15 protein-coding genes are annotated in these 20,756 nt (G+C 70.8%); 4 read left to right on the top strand and 11 right to left on the bottom strand.

The annotated features are described in order from the left end of the window. Positions 1-212: 212 nt before the first annotated feature. A complete protein-coding gene (locus ABZ833_RS35420) occupies positions 213-3,233 on the top strand; it encodes a CARDB domain-containing protein (protein WP_361055732.1) in 3,021 nt (1,006 codons plus the stop codon). A gap of 68 nt (positions 3,234-3,301) precedes the next feature. On the opposite strand, the gene hemG is transcribed toward ABZ833_RS35420, so the two are convergent. The 6 genes from hemG to ABZ833_RS35450 are packed head-to-tail and all read right to left on the bottom strand — an operon-like array spanning position 3,302 to position 12,521. Further along, a complete protein-coding gene (hemG, locus tag ABZ833_RS35425; protein ID WP_361055735.1) occupies positions 3,302-4,696 on the bottom strand; it encodes a protoporphyrinogen oxidase in 1,395 nt (464 codons plus the stop codon). Beyond that, a complete protein-coding gene (locus tag ABZ833_RS35430) occupies positions 4,684-5,853 on the bottom strand; it encodes a TIGR04053 family radical SAM/SPASM domain-containing protein (RefSeq protein WP_361055738.1) in 1,170 nt (389 codons plus the stop codon). Before ABZ833_RS35430 ends, hemG begins: the two co-directional genes overlap by 13 nt. Continuing rightward, positions 5,850-6,578 (bottom strand): respiratory nitrate reductase subunit gamma, encoded by a 729-nt coding sequence (gene narI, locus ABZ833_RS35435; RefSeq protein WP_361055741.1) that lies wholly within the window; start codon positions 6,576-6,578, stop codon positions 5,850-5,852. Before narI ends, ABZ833_RS35430 begins: the two co-directional genes overlap by 4 nt. Further along, positions 6,575-7,288, bottom strand: coding sequence for a nitrate reductase molybdenum cofactor assembly chaperone (gene narJ / locus ABZ833_RS35440; RefSeq protein ID WP_361055744.1), 714 nt, complete (start codon positions 7,286-7,288; stop codon positions 6,575-6,577). Before narJ ends, narI begins: the two co-directional genes overlap by 4 nt. Then, positions 7,285-8,865, bottom strand: a complete 1,581-nt coding sequence (narH, locus tag ABZ833_RS35445) for a nitrate reductase subunit beta (RefSeq protein ID WP_361055747.1) — start codon at positions 8,863-8,865, stop codon at positions 7,285-7,287. Before narH ends, narJ begins: the two co-directional genes overlap by 4 nt. Then, positions 8,865-12,521 (bottom strand): nitrate reductase subunit alpha, encoded by a 3,657-nt coding sequence (locus ABZ833_RS35450; RefSeq protein ID WP_361055750.1) that lies wholly within the window; start codon positions 12,519-12,521, stop codon positions 8,865-8,867. Before ABZ833_RS35450 ends, narH begins: the two co-directional genes overlap by 1 nt. A 318-nt stretch (positions 12,522-12,839) precedes the next feature. On the opposite strand from ABZ833_RS35450, the gene ABZ833_RS35455 reads away from it, so the two are divergent. Continuing rightward, positions 12,840-13,586, top strand: a complete 747-nt coding sequence (locus ABZ833_RS35455; RefSeq protein WP_361055753.1) for a YwiC-like family protein — start codon at positions 12,840-12,842, stop codon at positions 13,584-13,586. 143 nt (positions 13,587-13,729) lie between these two features. Next, positions 13,730-15,463, top strand: a complete 1,734-nt coding sequence (locus tag ABZ833_RS35460; RefSeq protein WP_361055756.1) for a hypothetical protein — start codon at positions 13,730-13,732, stop codon at positions 15,461-15,463. A gap of 41 nt (positions 15,464-15,504) precedes the next feature. Here ABZ833_RS35460 and fusA read toward each other — a convergent pair whose 3' ends face one another. Beyond that, positions 15,505-17,592 carry an elongation factor G gene (fusA, locus tag ABZ833_RS35465; RefSeq protein ID WP_361055759.1) on the bottom strand — a complete coding sequence of 696 codons (2,088 nt, stop codon included), beginning with the start codon at positions 17,590-17,592 and terminating at the stop codon, positions 15,505-15,507. Between the two features lie 347 nt (positions 17,593-17,939). Next, positions 17,940-18,206 carry a hypothetical protein gene (locus ABZ833_RS35470; RefSeq protein WP_361055762.1) on the bottom strand — a complete coding sequence of 89 codons (267 nt, stop codon included), beginning with the start codon at positions 18,204-18,206 and terminating at the stop codon, positions 17,940-17,942. 159 nt (positions 18,207-18,365) lie between these two features. Between ABZ833_RS35470 and ABZ833_RS35475 the strand changes: the two genes are divergently transcribed. Continuing rightward, complete coding sequence (locus ABZ833_RS35475; RefSeq protein ID WP_249588013.1) at positions 18,366-18,659, top strand: chaplin; 294 nt, start codon at positions 18,366-18,368, stop codon at positions 18,657-18,659. Positions 18,660-18,720: 61 nt separating this feature from the next. Here ABZ833_RS35475 and ABZ833_RS35480 read toward each other — a convergent pair whose 3' ends face one another. The 3 genes from ABZ833_RS35480 to ABZ833_RS35490 all read right to left on the bottom strand — a co-directional run bounded on the left by ABZ833_RS35480 (position 18,721) and on the right by ABZ833_RS35490 (position 20,582). After that, the gene (locus ABZ833_RS35480) at positions 18,721-19,593 is read right to left on the bottom strand and encodes a tyrosinase family protein (protein ID WP_361055766.1); all 873 of its coding nucleotides are present in this window, start codon (positions 19,591-19,593) and stop codon (positions 18,721-18,723) included. Positions 19,594-19,639: 46 nt separating this feature from the next. Continuing rightward, positions 19,640-19,996, bottom strand: coding sequence for a tyrosinase family oxidase copper chaperone (locus ABZ833_RS35485; RefSeq protein ID WP_361055795.1), 357 nt, complete (start codon positions 19,994-19,996; stop codon positions 19,640-19,642). A gap of 85 nt (positions 19,997-20,081) precedes the next feature. Then, positions 20,082-20,582: a hypothetical protein gene (locus ABZ833_RS35490; RefSeq protein ID WP_361055769.1), complete on the bottom strand. Its 501-nt coding sequence runs from the start codon at positions 20,580-20,582 to the stop codon at positions 20,082-20,084. Positions 20,583-20,756 lie beyond the last annotated feature (174 nt).

A 20,756-nucleotide genomic window follows, 5' to 3' on the forward strand; every position in this document is an offset into this window, starting at 1 on the left:
GGGTGGGCGTGAGGGCTGAACTGCCTTGGCAGAGAGCCGAGTTGCGTGCCGTGTGCGAAGCGTTGACATTCCTGGGGTGTGCGGTAAATCTGTGCTGCGGTCGATGCAAGAAATCGACTGGACTCAGCAAATTCCGCATGATGCCCCGCTCCTCCCCGTGACGCGTCGGCTAGGCGTGTCACGGCACCGCCCCCCGTGGAACAGAGGACGCCATGAGATGGAAGCAACGCAGCCGGCGGCGGCTGATCACCGGCGCGCTCAGTGCCGGTCTGATAGCCCTCGGGCTTGTGCCCGCCGGTGTCGGATCGGCCGCCGCGCGGCCCGCGGCCAAGCCCGAGCCCGTCGCCAAACCCGCCGCCGAGCCCGTGAACCTCGCCCTCAGCAAGCCCATCGAGGCGTCCTCGTCGACGCAGAACTACTTCGCCCCGAACGCCAACGACAACAGCACCAGCACCTACTGGGAGTCGAGCGGTCACCCCTCCACGCTCACCGTGAAGCTCGGCGCCAACGCCGATCTCGCGTCCGTCGTCGTCAAGCTCAATCCCGACGCCGCCTGGTCGACGCGTACGCAGAGCATCGAGGTGCTCGGGCGTGAGCAGGCCGCCGGAGGGTTCAAGTCGCTCAAGGCGCGCGCCGATTACACCTTCAATCCCTCCGGGGGTGACCGGAACTCCGTGACCATCCCCGTCACGGGGCGGTACGCCGACGTCCAGTTGAAGGTCTTCAGCAACAGCTCCGGATACGGGGCCCAGGCCGCCGAGTTCCAGGTGATGGGGACCCCGGCGCCCCATCCCGATCTGACCGTCTCGAACCTCACCTGGGATCCCGCCAAGCCCTCCGAGAGCGATGAGATCGGCGTCAACGCCACGGTGCGCAACACCGGCAGCGCCGCCGCGGGCGCCACCACCGTGAACGTCAGCCTCGGCGGCACGGTCGCGGGCACCGCCCCCGTGCCCGCGCTCGGTGCCGACGAGTCCGCCACCGTCAAGGTCGGCATCGGCAAGCGGGCGCAAGGGAGTTACACCGTCTCCGCGGTCGTCGACCCCAGCGACACCATCGACGAGCAGGATGATGAGAACAACAGCCGTACTGCCACGGATAAGTTGACTGTCGGTCAGAGTCCTGGGCCCGACCTCGAGATCACCGGCATCACATCGAACCCGGCGAACCCCGCCGTGGGCGCGAAGGTCACCTTCACCGCCAAGGTCCACAACCGCGGCACCACCGGCGTGAGCGCCGGGTCCGTGACCCGGCTGACCGTGGGCGGCACCACCCTCAACGGCGCCACTCCGGCCATCGCCGCCGGTGAGACGGCCACGGTCGCCATCGGCGGCGACTGGACCGCTGCCAGCGGCGGCGCCACACTCACTGCCACCGCCGACGCCACGAACACGGTCGCCGAGACCAACGAGAACAACAACGTCTTCGCGCGCTCCATCGTGGTCGGGCGCGGGGCCGCCGTGCCGTACGTCGAGTACGAGGCGGAGGACGCCAAGTACGAGGGCACCTTGCTCGAAGCCGACGCCGTGCGCACCTTCGGGCACACCAATTACGCCACCGAGTCCTCGGGGCGGAAGTCCGTTCGGCTCAACTCCACCGGTCAATATGTGGAGTTCAGCTCCACCAGTGCCGCCAACTCCATCGTCGTACGCAACTCCATCCCCGACGCGCCGGGCGGCGGCGGCCAGGACAAGACCCTCAGCCTCTACGCGGACGGCAAGTTCGTGCAGAAGCTGAACCTGTCCTCCAAGCACAGCTGGCTGTACGGCAACACCGACCAGCCCGAGGGTCTGACCAACACCCCGGGCGGCGACGCGCGGCGGCTCTTCGACGAGTCGCACGCGCTGCTCACGCAGACGTATCCGCAGGGCACCAAGTTCAAGCTGCAGCGCGACGCCGGTGACGACGCCGCGTTCTACATCGTCGACCTGATCGATCTGGAGCAGGTGGCACCCGCGGCGAGCAAGCCCGCCGAGTGCACATCGATCGCCACGTACGGAGCCGTCCCGAACGACGGCATCGACGACACGGCCGCGATCCAGCGGGCCGTGACCGCCGACCAGAACGGCGACATCGCGTGCGTGTGGATCCCGGCCGGACAGTGGCGCCAGGAGCAGAAGATCCTCACCGACGACCCGCTGAACCGCGGGCAGTTCAACCAGGTGGGCATCCGTGACGTCACGATCCGCGGCGCCGGCATGTGGCACTCCCAGCTCTACACGCTGACCCCGCCGCACGAGGCGGGCGGCATCAACCATCCGCACGAGGGCAACTTCGGCTTCGACATCGACGACAACACCAAGATCTCCGGCATCGCCATCTTCGGCTCGGGCGCGATCCGCGGCGGCGACGGCAACGCGGAGGGGGGTGTGGGTCTGAACGGGCGATTCGGCAAGAACACGAAGATCAATGACGTGTGGATCGAGCATGCCAACGTGGGGGCCTGGGTCGGGCGCGACTACAGCAACATCCCGGAGCTGTGGGGGCCCGGCGACGCGCTCGAATTCAACGGGATGCGCATCCGCAACACGTACGCGGACGGCGTCAACTTCACCAACGGCACGCGGAATTCCACCGTCTTCAACTCCTCCTTCCGCAACACCGGTGACGACGCCCTCGCGGTGTGGGCCAGCAAGTACGTCAAGGACACGGCGGTGGACGTCGGCCACGACAACGCCTTCCGCAACAACACCGTGCAGCTGCCCTGGCGCGCCAACGGCATTGCGGTGTACGGCGGTTACGGCAACAAGATCGAGAACAATCTCGTGTACGACACCATGAACTACCCCGGCATCATGCTCGCGACCGACCACGACCCGATCCCCTTCACCGGGCAGACGCTGATCGCGAACAACGGGCTCTACCGCACCGGCGGCGCGTTCTGGAACGAGGACCAGGAGTTCGGCGCCATCACGCTGTTCGCGCAGGGTCCGTCCATCCCCGGTGTCACGATCCGCGACACCGACATCCATGACTCGACGTACGACGGCATCCAGTTCAAGACGGGCGGCGGCGCCATGCCGGACGTGAAGATCTCCGACGTGACGATCTCCAAGTCCAACAACGGCTCCGGCATCCTCGCCATGGGCGGCGCGCGCGGCAGCGCGACGCTCACGGACGTGACGATCAGCGACTCGCGCGACGGGAACATCCTGATCGAGCCCGGGTCGCAGTTCGTGATCAACGGAGGGGGTGCCAAGAAGTCCGCCACCCGGGCGTTCACCAACCGGTAGGCGGCCTCATCCCGCGGGCCGCCCGCACCCGCTCACCGGGTGCGGGCGGCTCGCCGGGTGCTCGCGGCTCACCCGTTCTCAAGGACCCGCTCCGCCGCCGCCCGCCCCGTCGCGACGCAAGCGGCGACTCCCACTCCCTCGTAGAGCGCCCCGCACAGTTCGACGCCGGGCAGCTTGCCGACCGCCTCGCGGACGGCGGCCACGCGGTCGGCGTGGCCCACCTCGTACTGCGGCAGACCCTGCGGCCAGCGGGTGACCTTCGAGGCCAGCAGGTCTCCCAACGGGCCTACTGCCTGCGCCAGTTCAGCTGTCGCGAGCCGGATCAGGTGGCGGTCGTCGAGGTCGAGCAGGTGCTCTTCGCCCACCCGCCCCACCGAAGCGCGCAGGATCAGTCTCGAAGGCGCCTCGTCACGCTGCCAGGCCCACTTGTGGGAGAGGAGGGTGGCCGCCTTGATCGTGCGGCCGTCCACCGGGGGTACGAGGAATCCGTTGAGGTCCGGCGCGGGGCCCGGCCGCGTGCGCGTGAACGCCATGGTGATCACGGCCGATCCGGCGTACCGGACCGTGTCGAGCTCGGCCTGCGCGGCCGGGGAGAGCGGGCCGAGGAGCGTGGCAGCGGCGGGCGCGGGCAGGGCGACGATCAGCGCGTCGGCGTCCAGAGTCGCCGGGCCGTGGTCGGTGGCCGCGTGCACCCGCCAGCGGTTGTCCGGGGTGCGCTCCAGGGCGAGGGCGGTGCTGCGGGTGAGGACGCGCGCGCCGCTCGCGGCGGCCACCGCGCGGGGCAGCCGTCCGGTGCCTCCGACGATGCCGCGGACCACGCTCGGCCTGGGGCCCGGGTGTGCGCTCCGGCCCTCTTGGCGGCGGCGCAAGGTGGCGAGCAAGGAGTCGCCCGAGGCGGCGACGGGGGCGAGGAACGGCATGGCCGAGCGCAGGGAGAGCTGGTCGGTGCGGCCCGCGTAGATCCCGCCCAGGAGCGGTTCCACGAGGCGGTCCACCGCCTCCTGGCCGATCCTGGGAACGAGGTAACCGGCGATGCTGATGTCCCCTCCGTCCGTGAGGACGGGGCTCGCGGGGATCGCCTCCTCCTGGGCGAGCCTGGCGAGCCCTTCGGCGGACAGCAGGCCGCTGCCGTTGAGGGAGGCGGGGTCCGCGGGGATGCCCATGACGTGCCCCGCGGGCAGCGGGCGCAGGGCATCCCGGGTCCAGAAGGTGACGGGGGCGGGCGCCGGGTCGCACAGGCTGTCCCCGAGGCCGACCTCCTCCGCGAGCCGCACGGCTTCGGGGCGCAGCGCCATGACGGACTCCGCGCCCTCGTCGACGAGCGTCCCGGCCAGGGAGCCCGTGCGCAGCTTGCCGCCCACGCGGTCGTCGGCCTCCAGGACGGTGACCGCGGCCTTGCCGCGCAGTTCCCAGGCCGCGGCGAGACCGCTGATGCCGCCGCCGATGATGATCACTGAGCGCACGGGGACTCCTCGGGGACGGGAGGACGGGCAGGCGGCTCATACGCGCACCACGGGTCCTCGGCCAGGTGATCGCCGGTGACGGCGTACGCCCGCGAGCGCGACCCCCCGCACAGCGACCGGTACTCGCAGCGGCCGCACTTGCCGCGCAGCCGCTCCGGGTCGCGCAACTCCGCGAAGAGCGGGGACGCGCGGTAGATGTCGGTCAGCGGGCGGTGCTTGGTGTTGCCCGCCGACAGCGGCAGGAAGCCGCTCGGGGTGACCTCGCCCGTGTGGGAGACGAAGACAAAGCCGCGCCCCGACGAGACGTCCATGGGCGGACGGCGGACCGCACGCCGTTCGCCGTCGAAGAGGCCGAGCGCGGCGGCACGCGCCGTGAGACGGGCGTGCAGGTCTCCCGTACGGGGGACCTCACCGCTCTCGGCGAGGGCGGTCCGCTGGAGCACGACGCGCCGGAAGTGATGGCCCTCGGTGGTCTTGGTGGCCAGGAACGCCCCGCAGTCGTAGAGGAAGTGCAGTACGTCCTCGGTCTCCGCGGCGGTGAGCGAGGCGAGGCCGGCGCCGCGCCCGGTGGGCACGAGGAGGAAACCGGACCACAGCATGGCCCCCTCCCGGCGGACGAGTGCCGCGATGTCGGCCAGGTCGTCGAGGCTGTGCCGCGAGACCGTGGTGTTGATCTGCACCTTCAGGCCGAGCTCGCGGGCGGTCCGCCAGCCCCGCAGCGTGAGGTCGAAGACCCCGTCGACGCCCCGGAAGGCATCGTGGCGTGCGGCGGTGGACGCGTCCACGCTGAGCGAGAGGGCGACGGCGCCCGCGTCGCGCACCGCCGTCAGGTTCTCCCGCGTGAGGGTGGGCGTGCCGGACGGCGACACCGCGACCCGCAGGCCCAAATCCGTTCCGTACGCGATGAGTTCGGAAAGGTCCGGGCGCTGGAAGGGATCGCCCCCGGTGATGACGAACAGCGGGTGGGGGCGGCCGAAGGAGGCGATCTGGTCCATCAGGGCTCGGGCCTGCGCCCCGTCCAACTCATGCGGACTGCGCCGGGTGCCGGCCTCGGCCCGGCAGTGCAGACAGGCCAGCGGGCAGGCCCGCGTCGCCTCCCAGATGACCAGGAAGGGGCGGTCCGCGACGGCGTGCCGCGGCTTGCGCACCACCTTCATCGGACCCGCTCCCAGCCACGCCGGTCCGGGCGCGGGGTGGGCCGCTTGGGGTCCCGGCCGCGGTAGACGACGAAGGGCCGGAAGACGTACCGCACCGGCGCGCTGAACATGTGCACGAGACGCGAGTACGGGATGAGCGCGAACAGGGTGAAGCCGAACAGGATGTGCAGCTTGAAGGCGAGGGGCGCGCCCGCCATCAGCGTGTGGTCGGGCGAGAAGGTGAACAGCGAGCGGAACCACGGGGAGATGCCCTCGCGGTAGTTGTAACCGTCCGTCGCACCAGTGGAGTTGAGGATCGTGGCGAGGAGCCCGAGCACGATCGCGCCGAGCAGGAAGGTGTACATCAGGTGGTCGCTGCGCAGGGTGGCCCGGCGCACGGCGGGCACCGTCAGACGGCGGTGGACGAGCACCCCGATCCCGATGACGGCGGCGGCGCCCGCGACGGCGCCGGTGCCGACCGCCACCAGGTGGTACGTGTGGTCGCTGACGCCGACCGCGTCGGTCCAGCTCTGCGGGATCAACAGGCCCACGACATGGCCGAGTACGACGAACAGCATCCCGAAGTGGAACAGCGGCGAGCCGATGCGCAGCAGCCGCGACTCGTGCAGCTGGGAGGAGTGGCTGGTCCTGCCGAACCGGTCGTAGCGGGCGCGCCAGACGGTGCCCGAGATCAGCAGCGCGATCGAGACGTAGGGCAGCACGCCCCACAGGAGCAGATCGGTCATGCCGATGGCCTTTCGGAGGTTCCTTTGACGACGGGACGAGCGGGCCAGGGCAGATCGATGCGTGCCCCGAACGGCTCCAACGCGGTGTCGATGCCGACGAGTTCTTGCGGCGGCCCCTTGCGAGCCATCGCCTTGGCCTCCTCCCTGGTCTGCGGGGAAGGGCCGGGCAGCGTGGTGCAGAGCGCTTCGAGGACCGCCGCGTAGGGGGTGTCCGCCGCCGCGACCGCGAGCCGCAGCAGCTCAAGCCCGACCCGGTGCTCCTCAAGGAGGCCGGTGCCCGCCTCCGGGCGCCGGGCGGCGAAGTCGAGCACGACGGGCAGGAAGTCGGGCAGTTCCTCGTCGGCGTACCGCAGGCCGTGCTCGCGGTAGATCTGCTTGACGCGTACGAGGGACATGCCGCGCCTGCGGGTGTCCCCGTCCGCCCACCACGTGAGGTAGAGGCAGCGGCGGTTTCGGGTGTCGAAGGTCGCCGTGTAGTGCGCGCACAGGTCGAGCGGCTCGGTGGCGGCGACATGGTCGAGGAACCCGGCGAGGAGCGCGGCGGCCTCGGGCGACGCCTCGTCGAGCACCGCGCGCAGGGCGGGCAGATCCTCGTACAGCCGGGTCTCGGGGTACTCCAGGCAGCGGCCGACGATCAGCCGGGTGACGTCGTCGGCGGTGACGGCAGCGGTGACGGCAGCGGTCACGGGCGCCGGGGCGGGCGCGTTCATGCGCTCCTCCGGGTGGCCCCGAGGTTGAGCAGCACGCGCGCCGGGGACCCGGCGGCGTCGGGAAGCCCCGCGACCGGGCAGCCCGCCTGGGCCGGATCGGACGCGTCGTCCAGCGGATGCGCCTCCGCAAGCGCGTCCGCGTCCGCCCGCGCCGCGCTCGGCACGACGAAGCGGTCCTCCAGCTTGGCGACGGCCAGCAGCCGGAACATGTCCCGCATCTCGACCCCCGTCAGGCCGACCGCTTGGGCGATGCTCTCGTCGGGCTCGTCGCCGAGGTTGATCCGCCGCATGTAGGCGCGCATGGCGGCCATCCGGTGCAGCACGGCGTCGACGACGCCCGTGTCACCGGCGGTGAGGATCTGCGCCAGATACTCGACGGGGATGCGCATCGCGTCGATCGCCCCGAAGAGATTGCCCGCGTCCTCGCCGTCGTGCCCGGACGCGGCGACGGCCTCGACCACGGGGGAGAGCGGCGGCACGTACCAGACCATCGGCATCGTGCGGTACTCCGGATGCAGCGGCAGCGCGACCTGGTAGGTGGCGATGAGGTCGTACACGGGGGAGCGCCGGGCCGCCACGAGCCACTCGTCGGTGATGCCGGACGCGCGCGCGGCGGCCTGCACGGCAGGGTCGTGCGGGTCGAGGAAGCACTCCAACTGGCTCGGATACAGGTCGTGTTCGTCCTCGACGGCCGCCGCTTCGGCGACCTTGTCGGCGTCGTAGAGCATGACCCCGAGGTAGCGCATGCGGCCCACGCAGGTCTCGGAGCAGACCGTGGGCATGCCGACCTCGACGCGCGGGAAGCAGAAGGTGCACTTCTCGGCCTTGCCGGTGGCGTGGTTGAAGTAGACCTTCTTGTACGGGCAGCCGCTCACGCACATCCGCCAGCCACGGCAGGTGTCCTGGTCGACCAGGACGATGCCGTCCTCGGACCGCTTGTACATCGCGCCGGAGGGGCACGCGGACACGCACGCGGGGTTGAGGCAGTGCTCGCAGATGCGCGGCAGGTAGAACATGAAGGACTGCTCGAACTCGAAGCGGATCTTCTCGCCCACCTCGTCGCGGATCTTCTCCACGATCGGGTCGCGCGGCCCGTGCTCGGGCGCGCCGCCCAGGTTGTCGTCCCAGTTCGGACCCCATTCGATCTTCTCCATGGGGGCGCCGGTGACCTGCGAGACGGGCCGGGCGGTGGGCAGGTCGTCGCCCGCCGGGGCCTCGGTGAGGTTCTTGTACTCGTAACTCCACGGCTGGTAGTAGTCGTCGAGCCCCGGCAGGTCCGGGTTGGCGAAGAGGTTGCCCAGGCGCTTGGCGCGGCCGCCGGAGCGCAGCCGCAGCTTGCCGGAGCGGGTGCGCTCCCAGCCGCCCTTCCACTTCTCCTGGTCCTCCCAGCGGCGCGGGTAGCCCTGGCCGGGGAGGGTCTCGACGTTGTTGAACCAGACGTACTCGGTGCCCTGCCGGTTGGTCCACGTCTGCTTGCAGGTGACCGAGCAGGTGTGGCAGCCGATGCACTTGTCGAGGTTCATGACCATGGCGATCTGGGCCATGACGCGTCCATGTGTGACTCCGTCACGGGGCATCAGTACTGCACCTCCTGCGTGCGGCGGCGTACGACCGTGACCTCGTCGCGCTGGTTCCCGGTCGGGCCGAGGTAGTTGAACGCCCAGGTCAACTGGGCGTATCCGCCGATGAGATGGGTGGGCTTGAGCATCACGCGGGTGAGCGAGTTGTGGATGCCGCCGCGCTTGCCCGTCTTCTCGGTGCGCGGGACGCCGACCGTGCGCTCCTGGGCGTGGTTCATGTAGACGGTGCCGGGCGGCATCTTGTGGGAGACGATCGCGCGTGCGGTGACGACGCCGTTGCGGTTGACCGCCTCGATCCAGTCGTTGTCCGCCACGCCGATCGCCTCGGCGTCCTGCGGGGACATCCAGATCGTCTGGCCGCCCCGGCCGAGCGACATCATGTACAGGTTGTCCTGGTACATGGAGTGCACGGCCCACTTGTTGTGCGGGGTGAGGTAGCGCACGGCGACCGTCTTCTCGTCGACCTGGCCCAACTGCGGCTCTCCGTACAGGCGGTGCATGTTGAGCGGCGGTTTGTAGACGGGCAGTGCCTCGCCGACCTCGTGGATCCAGTCGTGGTCGAGGAAGAAGTGCTGGCGCCCCGTGAGGGTGTGCCAGGGCTTGAGGTGCTCGGTGTTGACGGTGAACGCGGTGTAGCGTCGGCCGCCCGACTCGCTGCCCGACCACTCGGGCGAGGTGATGACCGGGACAGGGCGGGCCTGGGTGTCGGCGAAGGTGACCCGCTTGCCCTCGGCCTCCGCCGCCAGGTGTGCCATCTTGGTGCCGACCTTCTTCTCCAGGGTCTCGAAACCCTGGGTGGCGAGGCGCCCGTTGGAGGTCCCGGAGAGCGAGAGAATCGCCTCGCAGGCACGCTGTGCGGTGTCGATGCGGGGCCGTCCGTCGGCGACGCCACCCCTCACCGTGCCGTTCTTCTCCCCGAGATAGGCCACTTCCTCGCCGACGTCGAAGGTGATGGCTTTGGTGGTGACGCCGAGGGTGTCGATCAGCGGGCCGAGCGCGGCGAACTTCTCGCCGACGGCGCCGTAGTCACGCTCCACGACCGCCAGGTTGTACATGGTGCGCCCCGGCACCGGCTCGCACTCGCCCTTCGACCAGTCGAGCGCGACACCGCCGGGCTGTGCCATCTCCCCGCCGGGAGTGTCGTGTTGCAGCGCGGTGGCGACCACGTCTTTCCGTACGCCCAGGTGCTCGGCGGCCAGCTCGCTGAACCTGCGGGCGAGCGTCAGGAAGGCGTCGAAGTCGGAGCGTGCCTGCCAGGGCGGGTCGACGGCCGGGGTGAAGGCGTGCAGGAAGGGGTGCATGTCCGTGGAGGACAGGTCGTGCTTCTCGTACCAGGTGGCGGCAGGGAACACGACGTCGGCGAGCAGCGTCGTGGACGTCATGCGGAAGTCCATGGCGAGCAGCAGGTCGAGCTTGCCCTCGACATCCTTCGGATGCCAGGTGACGTCGCGCGGAGCGCAACGCGGCCCGTCGTCAGGGAGGTTGGAGTGGGTGCCGAGCAGATGCTTGAGGAAGTACTCGTTGCCCTTGGAGCTGGAGCCGAGGAGATTGGCGCGCCACACGGTCAGCACGCGCGGCCAGTTGCCCGGCGCGTCCGGGTCCTCGCCCGCGAACTTCAGGCGTCCCGCCTTGAGTTCGTCGACCGTGTGCTGAACGGGGTCCTCGGCCTCACCCAGCTCCAGAGGGTTCCGGTCGAAGGTGGGATAGGAGGGCATCCAGCCCATGCGGGCGGAGGCGGCAAGGCAGTCGGCGCCGCTCATGCCCTCGAAGTGCCCGTCGGCCAGCGGGGAGGCGAGGGACTCGGCGGGCAGGGTGTCGTAGCGCCACTGGTCGGTGTGCAGATAGAACCAGCCCGCGCCGATCATGTGCCGGGGCGGACGGACCCAGTCGGAGCCGCTGGCCAGGGTGGCCCAGCCGGTGACCGGGCGGCACTTCTCCTGGCCGACGTAATGGCCCCAGCCGCCGCCGTTGCGGCCCTGGCAGCCGGTGAGGGTGAGCAGGGCCAGAAAGGCGCGGTAGATGGTCTCGGAGTGGAACCAGTGGTTGGTCCCGGCCCCCATCAGGATCATGCAGCGGCCCTTGGACTGCTCGGCCGTCTGCCCGAACTCCCTTGCCACGCGCGCCGCTTGGGCCGCAGGAACGGAGGTGAGGGTCTCCTGCCAGGCCGGGGTCCCAGGCTGTGTGGCGTCGTCGTACGACGTGGGCCACTGGCCGGGCAGACCGTCGCGGGCGACGCCGTACTGGGCCAGCATCAGGTCGAAGACGGTGGTGACGAGATGCTCGCCGACCCGCCGGACCGGCACGCCGCGCCGCACGGTGGCGTCCGCGTCCTCCTCGAAGCGGGGCAGCACGATCTCGGCGGTGTCCGCTCCCGCCTCGCCGTACAGGGTGAGGCGGGGGACGGTGTCGCCGAGGTCGAGGTTCCACTCGGGGGTCTCGTTGCTGCCCCAGCGGTGGCCGAGGGTGCCGTTCGGGACGACGGGCTCGCCGGTGGTGTCGTCGACCAGGACGGTCTTCCAGCGGGCGTTCTCGGTGTCGGTGGACTCGCCGAGGTCGGCGGCGCTCAGGAACTTGTGCGGGACCAGCCCTTGATCGCTTTGGCGCAGGGTGACCAGGAAAGGAAGGTCGGTGTATTGACGTACGTAGCCGGTGAAGAAGTCCGTCTGCCGGTCGACGAAGAATTCCTTGAGGATGACGTGGCCCATCGCGAGGGCCAGCGCGCCGTCCGTTCCGGGGTGCGGATGCATCCACTCGTCGGCGAATTTGGTGTTGTCCGCGAAATCGGGGGACACGGTGACGACTTTCTGGCCGCGATAGCGCGCCTCGGCCATCCAGTGCGCGTCCGGCGTGCGCGTCACCGGCACATTGGAGCCCCACATCATCAGGTACGCGGCGTCCCACCAGTCACCCGACTCCGGTACGTCGGTCTGGTCGCCGAAGACCTGCGGCGACGCGACCGGCAGGTCCGCGTACCAGTCGTAGAAGGAGAGCATCGGCGCGCCGATGAGGGAGTGGAAGCGGGCCCCCGCGGCATGCGAGGCCATCGACATGGCGGGGATGGGGGAGAACCCCGCCACCCGGTCCGGCCCGTGCTCCTTGATGGTGTGCACGTGCGCGGCCGCGGCTATCTCCACCGCCTCCTCCCAGCTCGCCCGCACCAGGCCGCCCTTGCCCCGTGCCTGCTGGTAGGTGCGCCGGCGCACCGGGTCGCGCTGGATGTCGGCCCAGGCGAGGACGGGATCCTTCAGGCGCTTCTTCGCCTCCCGGTACATCGTGAGGAGGGTGCCGCGCACGTACGGGTGGCGCACGCGCGTCGGCGAGTAGCTGTACCAGGAGAAGGAGGCGCCGCGGGGGCAGCCGCGCGGCTCGTACTCGGGGCGGTCCGGGCCGACCGAGGGGTAGTCGGTCGCCTGGGTCTCCCAGGTGATGATCCCGTCCTTGACGAAGACCTTCCAGCGGCAGGAGCCGGTGCAGTTCACGCCGTGGGTGGAGTGCACCACCTTGTCGTGGCTCCAGCGGTCCCGGTAGAAGGCCTCGCCGTCGCGCCCGCCGGTGTGGTGCACCGACCGCAAGTCATCGGAAACGTCGGCACGGCTGAAATACCGTCCGGCCTTGAGCAGCGTCTCCGCGGCTCCGCGCTGATTCTGCCGCAACTTGACCCTCCGAAATGGAAAAGACTCCGGCCGTGACTTGCCGACAACTCGCCGGGAAATTCGGTGGCCTGTTGCGAGCCTATGCCCGCTGACCAGGCAGAACCCGGGGACTTAAGTCCCAGTGGACAGTGACCTAATTCCGCAATTCGGGGTACGCGCACGTGACATGGTGGAACTCAGGGCCAAATAGCGCGCACAAAGGGGCTTTTGGCCCGCCGGTCCGCTGCGGGTCGCCGCCGGTCCGCTGCCGGTCCGCTGCCGGTCCGCTGCCGGTCGCCGTCGGCCGCTGCCGGTCGCTCCTGGGAAGGCTTGTCTCTCATGAACAGCAGGGCGCCCGCCCGCTCCAAGTGGATACCCGACCAGCACGGCGCCTGGGCCATGCTCGCCGTCCCGTTCGCGGCAGGCACCTTCCTGGGCGATCCGCGGTGGCTGCACCTGCCGCTCTTCGTGTGCTGGCTGCTGGCCTACGCCACCGCCTTCCACCTCCAGCAGCACATCCGGCTGCGCCGCTGCTCCCGCAACCCTCGCGCCGCCGAGCGCCACGTCCGCCCGTTCCTCACGTTCGCGACCGCGCTGATCCTGCTCGGCACACCGCTCCTCGTGCTGCGGCCCTGGCTGGCCGTGGCGGTCGCCGCCGCGCTGCCGTTCTTCGCGGTGAACACCCTCTACGCCCTGCGCAACCGGGAGAGGGCGCTGGTCAACGGCCTGGTCGCGATCGTGCCCGCGTGCGCCATGCTGCTGGTCGCGCTGCGCGTCGGCGGCGGGACACCGGGCGAAGGGATGGGCCCGTTCGCCGCCTGCCTCCTCTACTTCGGCGGCACGGTCCTGTACGTCAAGTCCATGATCCGCGAGCGCCGCAACCGCCGCTTCCTGATCGGCTCGGTCGCCTACCACTGCGCGGCACTGATCTGCGCGACGCTCCTGCACCCGCCGCTCGCGGCGCTGTTCGCCCTGTGCCTCCTGCGCGCCGCACTGCTGCCGGGCCGGGGGCTGCGGATCCGCACGGTGGGGCTGATCGAGGTGGGTCTGTCGGCGGCCCTGCTCGTGACGCTGCTCGCCCTCTGAGGGCCGAGGACGACAAGGGCCGAAGGGCCCTCCGGCGCAGGTCCTTCGCCGTGGTCCCGGCGGGCGGGAGTGGCCCAGACTGGGCTTCGGGCGGAACCTACGGTTCCGTAGGTTCCGGAGCTCGAGCAGCGAGGTTGAGCGCTATGCCGAAGACCGTTGTGCGCAGGACGAGAGCGGGCGGGACGGAAGCGGGCGGGACGGAAGCGGGCGGGACGGAGCCGGGCCGGGCGCTGCCCCGGATCATCCAGGGCGGCATGGGCGTCGGCGTCTCCGACTGGCGCCTCGCCCGCGCCGTCTCCCGCGCCGGACAGCTCGGCGTCGTCTCCGGCACGGCGCTCGACGCGGTTCTGGCGCGCCGCCTCCAGCTCGGCGACCCGGACGGCCACGTGCGGCGCGCCCTCGCGGCCTTCCCCGTACCGGAGTTGGCGGCTGAGGTCATCGACCGCTTCTACGTCGAGGGAGGCATCGGCGAGCGCGAACGCTTCCGTACGGTGCCCATGCTGCGGGCGGAGCGGGGCCGCCCCGCCGAGCTGCTGACCCTGCTCGGCAACTTCGTCGAGGTGTGGCTGGCCAAGGAGGGGTATGAGGGCGACGAAGACCGCGAGGGGTATGAAGGCCGCGAGGGCCGCGTCGGCATCAACTACCTGGGGAAGGTCGAACTGGGCCTCGCGCCCGCCATGTTCGGGGCGATCCTCGCGGGCGTCGACTGCGTCCTCGTCGGCGCAGGCGTCCCCGGCCACGTCCCGGAGCTGGCCACACGCCTTGCCCGCGCGGAGCCGGTGACGGTCGCTGTCACGGTGGAGGGGGACGACGAGGCGTACGCCCACCCCTTCGACCCGAGAGCTGCCTTGACCGGCGGCGGCGCCCCGGCGCAGGAGGCCCGCTGCGACGGCGGTGGCGGCGGTGCTTGCGCCTGCGGTGGCGCGGGCGCATCGGGAGGCTCCGGAGACACCGGCAGGGGAACGAGCCGGGTGCAGTACGTCCGGATCGACGGGCTGCGTGCCGGACGCCCCTCAATTCCAGACCTCCCCGGGGGCGTTGCAGACTCCGTGGTGACAGGTCTCCGCAGGCCCGACGTGCTCGCCATCGTCTCGCTGCCCGTGCTCGCCTCGTACCTCGCAAGGGACGAGGTCACCCGGCCCGACGGCTTCGTCATCGAGACCCACGGCGCGGGCGGGCACAGCGCTCCGCCGCGCGGCAGGCTGTGCCTCGACCCGGACGGCGACCCGGTCTACGGTCCCCGCGACCACCCCGACCTGGCCAGGATGGCCGCACTCGGCATCCCCTTCTGGCTGGCAGGCGGCACGGCCCACCCCGACCGGCTCGCGGCGGCCCGCGCCGCCGGGGCCACGGGGGTGCAGATCGGCAGCGCGTTCGCGCTCAGCGAGGGCTCCGGGCTCGACCCGGACCTGCGCGGGGAGCTGACGGAGCGGGCCCATGCCGGGGCCCTCACGGTGCGCAACGACCCCCTGGCCTCACCGACCGGCTTCCCCTTCAAGGTCGCGAAGCTGCCGGGCACCCTCTCCGACCCCGGTGTCATCGCGGGCCGCCGCCGCGTCTGCGACCTCGGATATCTGCGGACGCCCTACCGCACCCCCAAGGGGACCATCGGCTACCGCTGCCCCGCCGAACCCGAGGCGGCCTATCTGCGCAAGGGCGGCGACCCGGCCGCCACCGAGGGACGGCTGTGCCTGTGCAACGGACTGCTCGCCACGGTCGGACTCGGCCAGCGGCGCCCCGACGGCGGCATCGAACCCCTCATCGCCACGCTCGGCCAGGACCTCGGCTTCCTGGCCGAGCTGAGCCCGTACGGCGCACCCTACGGCGCGGTCGACGTGGTGCGCTGGCTGCTGGGCTCCGCCCGGCAGCACAGCTGAAAGGGGGGTCACGCCCCTCAGGGCGTGCCCCCCCTCCCCGCCTACCGGCCGAGCACCCCGGCCGAGACCGCCGTCGGCACGGAGGCGTAACCCATCGGCCGCGTCGTGAACGTGCCACGCCCCTGCGTACGGCTGCGCAGGCGCGACGCGTAGCCGAACAGCTCGGCCAGCGGCACCGTCGCCGTGATCGCGGCCGTGCCGGAGCGCGTGGCCGATTCGGTAACCCGGCCGCGGCGTGCCGCCAGGTCGCCGAGTACGCCGCCGACCGCGTCCTCCGGCACCGTCGCCGTCAACTCGACCACCGGTTCAAGGAGTTCAAGCACGGCTGCCCGCAGTGCTTCCCGCAGCGCGAACCTGCCCGCCGTACGGAACGCCATCTCCGAGGAGTCCTTGGAGTGGGTCGCCCCATCGGTCAGCGTGACCCGAAGGCCCGTCACCGGGTGGCCGCCGAGGGGGCCCTCCGCGAGAGCGTCCCGGCAGCCTGCCTCCACCGCGCGGACGTACTCCTGCGGCACCCGGCCGCCGGTGACGGTGGAGCCGAAGACGAAGGTGTGAGCCGCGCCCTCCCGCACCTCCAGCCGTTCGACGTCGAGCACCACATGCGCGAACTGGCCCGCGCCTCCGTCCTGTTTGACGTGCCGGTATACGAGTCCCGACACGCCGCGCACGACCGTCTCGCGGTAGGCCACCTGCGGTCGGCCGACACCGACCTCGATGCCGTGGGCACGGCGGATCTTCTCCACCGCGACCTCCAGATGCAGCTCGCCCATGCCGGAGAGCAGCGTCTGACCGGTCTCGCGGTCGACCCGTACCGCCAGCGAGGGATCCTCGTCGACCAGGCGCGCCAGAGCCGACGACAGCCGGCCGGTGTCCACGCTCCTGTGAGCCTCGACCGCCACGGAGACCACCGAAGCGGCCACCGTGGGCGGTTCGAGGACCAGCGGTGCCGTGGGCGAACACAGTGTGGTGCCGGCGCGGGCCGTCTTCAGGCCCACCACGGCCACGATGTCCCCGGCGGTCGCCCGGTCCAGCTCCGCGTGCCGGTCGGCCTGCACGCGCAGGATGCGGCCGATCCGTTCGGTGCGGCCCGTGCCCGCGTCCATCACTGTCTCTCCCTTCGTGATCGTTCCCGAGTACACGCGTACATACGTCAGCCGTCCCGTCGCCGTCGCGTTCACCTTGAAGGCGAGCCCGGCGAACGGAGCCGCGGGGTCGGCGGCGCGCTCCTGCACGGTGTCGCCATGGGTCCCGCGTACCGCGGGGACGTCCTCAGGCGACGGCAGACAGGACACGACGGCCTCGAGCAGCGGCTCGATTCCGCGGTTGCGGTAGGCGGAGCCGCACAGCACGACGACGCCCTCACGGCTGAGGGTGAGGTCGCGCAGCGCGCCGGACAGGGTCGGGGTGGAGAGCGCCGACGCCGTGCAGTACTCGTCCATCGCGCCCGCGTGCAGCTCCGCCACCGTCTCCTCCAGCAGGTGCCTGCGCCGGAGCGCCTCATCGCGCAGGGCCTCGGGGACCGGAACGACGTCGTACGTGTCACGGCCCGCGTGCCAGACCAGGGCACGCATCCGCAGCAGGTCCACGACGCCGGTGAACTCGTCCTCGCGCCCGATCGGCAGCTGCACCACCAGCGGGACCGTGTGCAACCGGTCCCGTATCGAGGCGACCGCCGTGTCGAGATCGGCGCCCGCACGGTCCAGCTTGTTGATGAACGCGATCCGCGGCACGCCGTACCGATCGGCCTGCCGCCACACCGACTCGCTCTGCGGCTCGACCCCCGCGACGGCGTCGAAGACCGCGACCGCGCCGTCGAGCACCCGCAGCGAGCGCTCCACCTCGTCGGCGAAGTCGACGTGGCCCGGCGTGTCGATCAGGTTGATCCGGTGGCCGTCCCACGCGCAGCTGACGGCCGCGGCGAAGATGGTGATCCCGCGGTCGCGTTCCTGCGCGTCGAAGTCGGTGACGGTCGTGCCGTCATGGACCTCACCTCTCTTGTGGGTGGCGCCGGTCAGGAACAGGATCCGTTCGGTGACGGTGGTCTTGCCGGCGTCGACGTGGGCGAGGATGCCGAGATTCCGTACGTCGGCGGATGAACGGGCGGACAGGTGATGGGTGTTGGTGCGCACGGCCCGAGGCCTTTCGGTGTGATGCGGGGCAGGGCAGCGCGATGTCCGGACGTACTCAGGGTCGGGTCAGAGTTTCGCCACGGATGCTCAGTGACGGCCGCGCAGCCGGCACCGCGCACGCGAAGACACCAGGATCACGTCGAACCGTGACAGGGGGCTGCGGGCAGCTGTGCGGCAACGCATGGCCCGGCCCCCTCACTTGACTGAACGGCTGCAACACCTTCAACGGCGGCAGCGGCTGACGGGGCGAGTCTAGAGACCCGGACCCCCCATGGTCACCGGAATAAAAACAGCTCCGGGGCCGGACCCGCACGGGCCCGACCCCGGATTGCGCGCGTGGCGCGTGACTACTGCACCGCGGGCAGCACGCCCGTGACCGGTGCGGCCAGGTCGGTCAGCTGGTGCAGCTGCTGGAGCTGGTAGAGGTCGTTGAGCCCGTTGAGCTGGCTCGTGACGGACGGCACCTCGGCGCGGTGCTCCTCCGGGATCGATGACGCGGCGAGCGAGTCGATCGTGTCGGTGGGGGAGATGGCGGCGCTCGCGGCGGGTGCGGCCAGGGCGGTGGCACCGGCGGCGAGAGCGAGGGCGGCGGCCATGCGGCGTGTTGAGATCATGTGATGCGCAACGGCTCGGGAGAGCACTGGACACGGGGTCCCGGCCGATTTCACCAATGATGTACCGATCGGTGCCGTTACCTGGTGACCTTGTCGCCGTTGAAGGGACAGTACGGCCGCGTGCATGCGGCGGTACTCGTCAATTCAAAGGAGAACGTGATGTCTCGCATCGCGAAGGCAGCCGCTGTTGCCCTCGGCACGGGCGCCGTGGTGCTCAGTGGCACCGGTATGGCCATGGCGGACGCGGGCGCGGAGGGTGCGGCCGTCGGCTCGCCCGGCGTCCTTTCCGGCAACCTCGTCCAGGTTCCGGTCCACGTCCCGGTCAACGTGTGTGGCAACACTGTCGACGTCATCGGGCTGCTGAACCCGGCGTTCGGCAACACCTGCGTCAACGCCGACGGCGGCCACGGCAACCCGGGCCACCCCGGTGGTCCCGGCGGCTACGGCGGCTGACCCCCCAGTGTGAAAGCCCCCGACGGTCATGGACCGCCGGGGGCTTTGTCATGCGTCTCTGTCATGCGTAGCGGTAGATGCCGCGATGGCTGAGCAGCTCGTCGGGCTTGGCGCCCCAGGGAGGCATCGGCTCGTGGAGGGAGGCGATGCTGCCGTGCAGCGGGCCGCTGCCCGGTTCCGGCGGCTTGTCGGGCAGGTAGGGCGCGGATTTCGGGTGCCGCGCCTGCCAGCGGTCCCACAGCAGGTCCACGAAGGCGTGGTTCAGCCAGAACACGGGGTCGTTGACCGACGCACCGCCGAGCATGTGCCCGCCGACCCAGCGGTGGACGCGGTTGTGGTTGCGCCACTTGTCGTTGCCGACACCGGTCGTCCACCCCTCCAGCTTGTTGCGGTAGCCGTCCGAGGAGGTGGAGTCCCAGGGCGGCGTGTCGTACACCGGGTCGCGCAGGGCCCAGGCCAGCTGCTCCTCGGTGGGCAGGTCGATCGGGTCCTGCGGCCGGCCGAAGTCGCGCATGAGGAAGTCGCCGTCCGTCTCGCCCTCCTTGATGACCCAGTCGCCGTTCTTGCGCGCGAACGGGCCGGTCATGACCTGCCGGTCGGAGCGCCGCCCGTTGCCGCCCATGAGCCCGCTGCCCCAGAGCGAGGCGCCGGCCGTCCTGTCCACCGTCCAGTCCCAGTACGGGACGGACACCGCGGGGTCCACCCGCTGCAGGGCCCCCTCGAACTCCAGGAGGAACCTGCGGTGCCAGGGCAGGAACGTGGGCGTCATATGGGCCACCCGCAGTCCGCTGTCCCCGTCGGACACGTAGTGCTCGACGTGGGTCCGGACGAACTCGTCGTACTCGCCCTTGCGTTTGAGCTCGAGCAGCGCGTTGACGAAGCGCCGCTTCTCGGCGCTGGTCAGCCGGGCCTGGTTCTTGCGCGTGTAGACCACTTCGGTTCGCTCCTCCGGTCCGGTGTGCCGATGTGCGGGGCAGTGGTCAGGCGTCGGTGCCGCGCAGCTGCCGGCCGCGGCCGAGTTCGTCCACTGCCCTGCGGGTGGCGATGAGGGGCGTCGGATACGACTGGTAGTGGTCGATCATGCTCAGGTAGCCGCCGTCGGCGCGCCGCATGAGGTGGAGCGGACGGCCGTCGACCGTGATGTCCCAGGCGGCTCCGGGGTGTTGATGACCTGGGGCGGCCCTTGAACCGCGGATGTGCCGGCCCTCGTACATCTCGTCGAACGCGCCTTCACCGAGATCGTCGGACGGAGGCCGGCCGGCCGCCTTCCGGGTCGACCACAGGAGAGCGGTCGGCGCCGTCACGGCGGCGAAGCCGAATCCGACGAGGTTCCACATCGTGGCCCGGCGCGTGAACCGCCCCGCGCTCGGGCCTTCGGCCGCTGCTCCCTTGACCACGGGTGATGCCTCCTTGCGTGATGCCTTACGAGAGGCCGAGATCGGCCCCCGGTTGTGCCTGCAACAGCGGTGCGTGCAGGGCGGCTTGGGGAAGAGCCGCCCCCGGAAGCCCGAAGTGCTCGGGCCGCGGCCCCGTCGCCGGGGCGTTCAGCGAGGCCCCCGGTGTCGATGTCCGCACGTCCGACTCCCGCGTCGCGACGTCCATGCGGTCGAACCCGACCTCTCCCAGGGCGTCGTCGAGCGGGGTCACCACCCGGGTCGCGGGCAGATCGGTGGAGACGGGGAACTGCGGGAGCTCGCGCTCGGGCAGGAGCCGGTCCTCGTCGAAGCGTGGCTGATCGGGTCCTCCGGGAATGGGGATCGGTACGCCGGTGCTGATCTCGGGAGCCTGGGTGTCCAGGGCCCACTCCAGGCCGTTGAGCGGGATGGCCACGGGGGCGTGCTCCGCTGCCTGGGCGGGGGCCGCGGTCGCGGCGGACACACCGGCAAGCAGGGCCGCGAGCGTTACTCGGGTTGTCGTCTTCATGACCGGGAAACGATCCTGTGAGCATCCCAGCGCAGAATTCCACCGTCCGCAGCAATGGTCCGATAGTCGGCTCCACCACGTCAGCTGGTCCAGAAGTCCCACCAGCGCGTGAGGATCAGCATGCCGATGATGCCGACGTGCAGCACCGGAAGCACCCAGGTGAACTCGCTGAAG

This window comes from Streptomyces sp. NPDC047525, from assembly GCF_040643025.1.
GTDB classification, from domain to species: Bacteria; Actinomycetota; Actinomycetes; order Streptomycetales; family Streptomycetaceae; genus Streptomyces; species Streptomyces durmitorensis.

What these genes read in the sequence shown, in the direction of transcription:
- ABZ833_RS35490 (WP_361055769.1), bottom strand. Translation starts at nt 20,582, where the DNA reads ATGAAGACGACAACCCGAGTAACGCTCGCGGCCCTGCTTGCCGGTGTG.
- ABZ833_RS35455 (WP_361055753.1), top strand. Translation starts at nt 12,840, where the DNA reads ATGAACAGCAGGGCGCCCGCCCGCTCCAAGTGGATACCCGACCAGCAC.
- narI (WP_361055741.1), bottom strand. Translation starts at nt 6,578, where the DNA reads ATGACCGATCTGCTCCTGTGGGGCGTGCTGCCCTACGTCTCGATCGCG.
- narJ (WP_361055744.1), bottom strand. Translation starts at nt 7,288, where the DNA reads ATGAACGCGCCCGCCCCGGCGCCCGTGACCGCTGCCGTCACCGCTGCC.
- ABZ833_RS35475 (WP_249588013.1), top strand. Translation starts at nt 18,366, where the DNA reads ATGTCTCGCATCGCGAAGGCAGCCGCTGTTGCCCTCGGCACGGGCGCC.
- ABZ833_RS35485 (WP_361055795.1), bottom strand. Translation starts at nt 19,996, where the DNA reads ATGTGGAACCTCGTCGGATTCGGCTTCGCCGCCGTGACGGCGCCGACC.
- ABZ833_RS35420 (WP_361055732.1), top strand. Translation starts at nt 213, where the DNA reads ATGAGATGGAAGCAACGCAGCCGGCGGCGGCTGATCACCGGCGCGCTC.
- ABZ833_RS35470 (WP_361055762.1), bottom strand. Translation starts at nt 18,206, where the DNA reads ATGATCTCAACACGCCGCATGGCCGCCGCCCTCGCTCTCGCCGCCGGT.
- narH (WP_361055747.1), bottom strand. Translation starts at nt 8,865, where the DNA reads ATGCCCCGTGACGGAGTCACACATGGACGCGTCATGGCCCAGATCGCC.
- ABZ833_RS35430 (WP_361055738.1), bottom strand. Translation starts at nt 5,853, where the DNA reads ATGAAGGTGGTGCGCAAGCCGCGGCACGCCGTCGCGGACCGCCCCTTC.
- ABZ833_RS35460 (WP_361055756.1), top strand. Translation starts at nt 13,730, where the DNA reads ATGCCGAAGACCGTTGTGCGCAGGACGAGAGCGGGCGGGACGGAAGCG.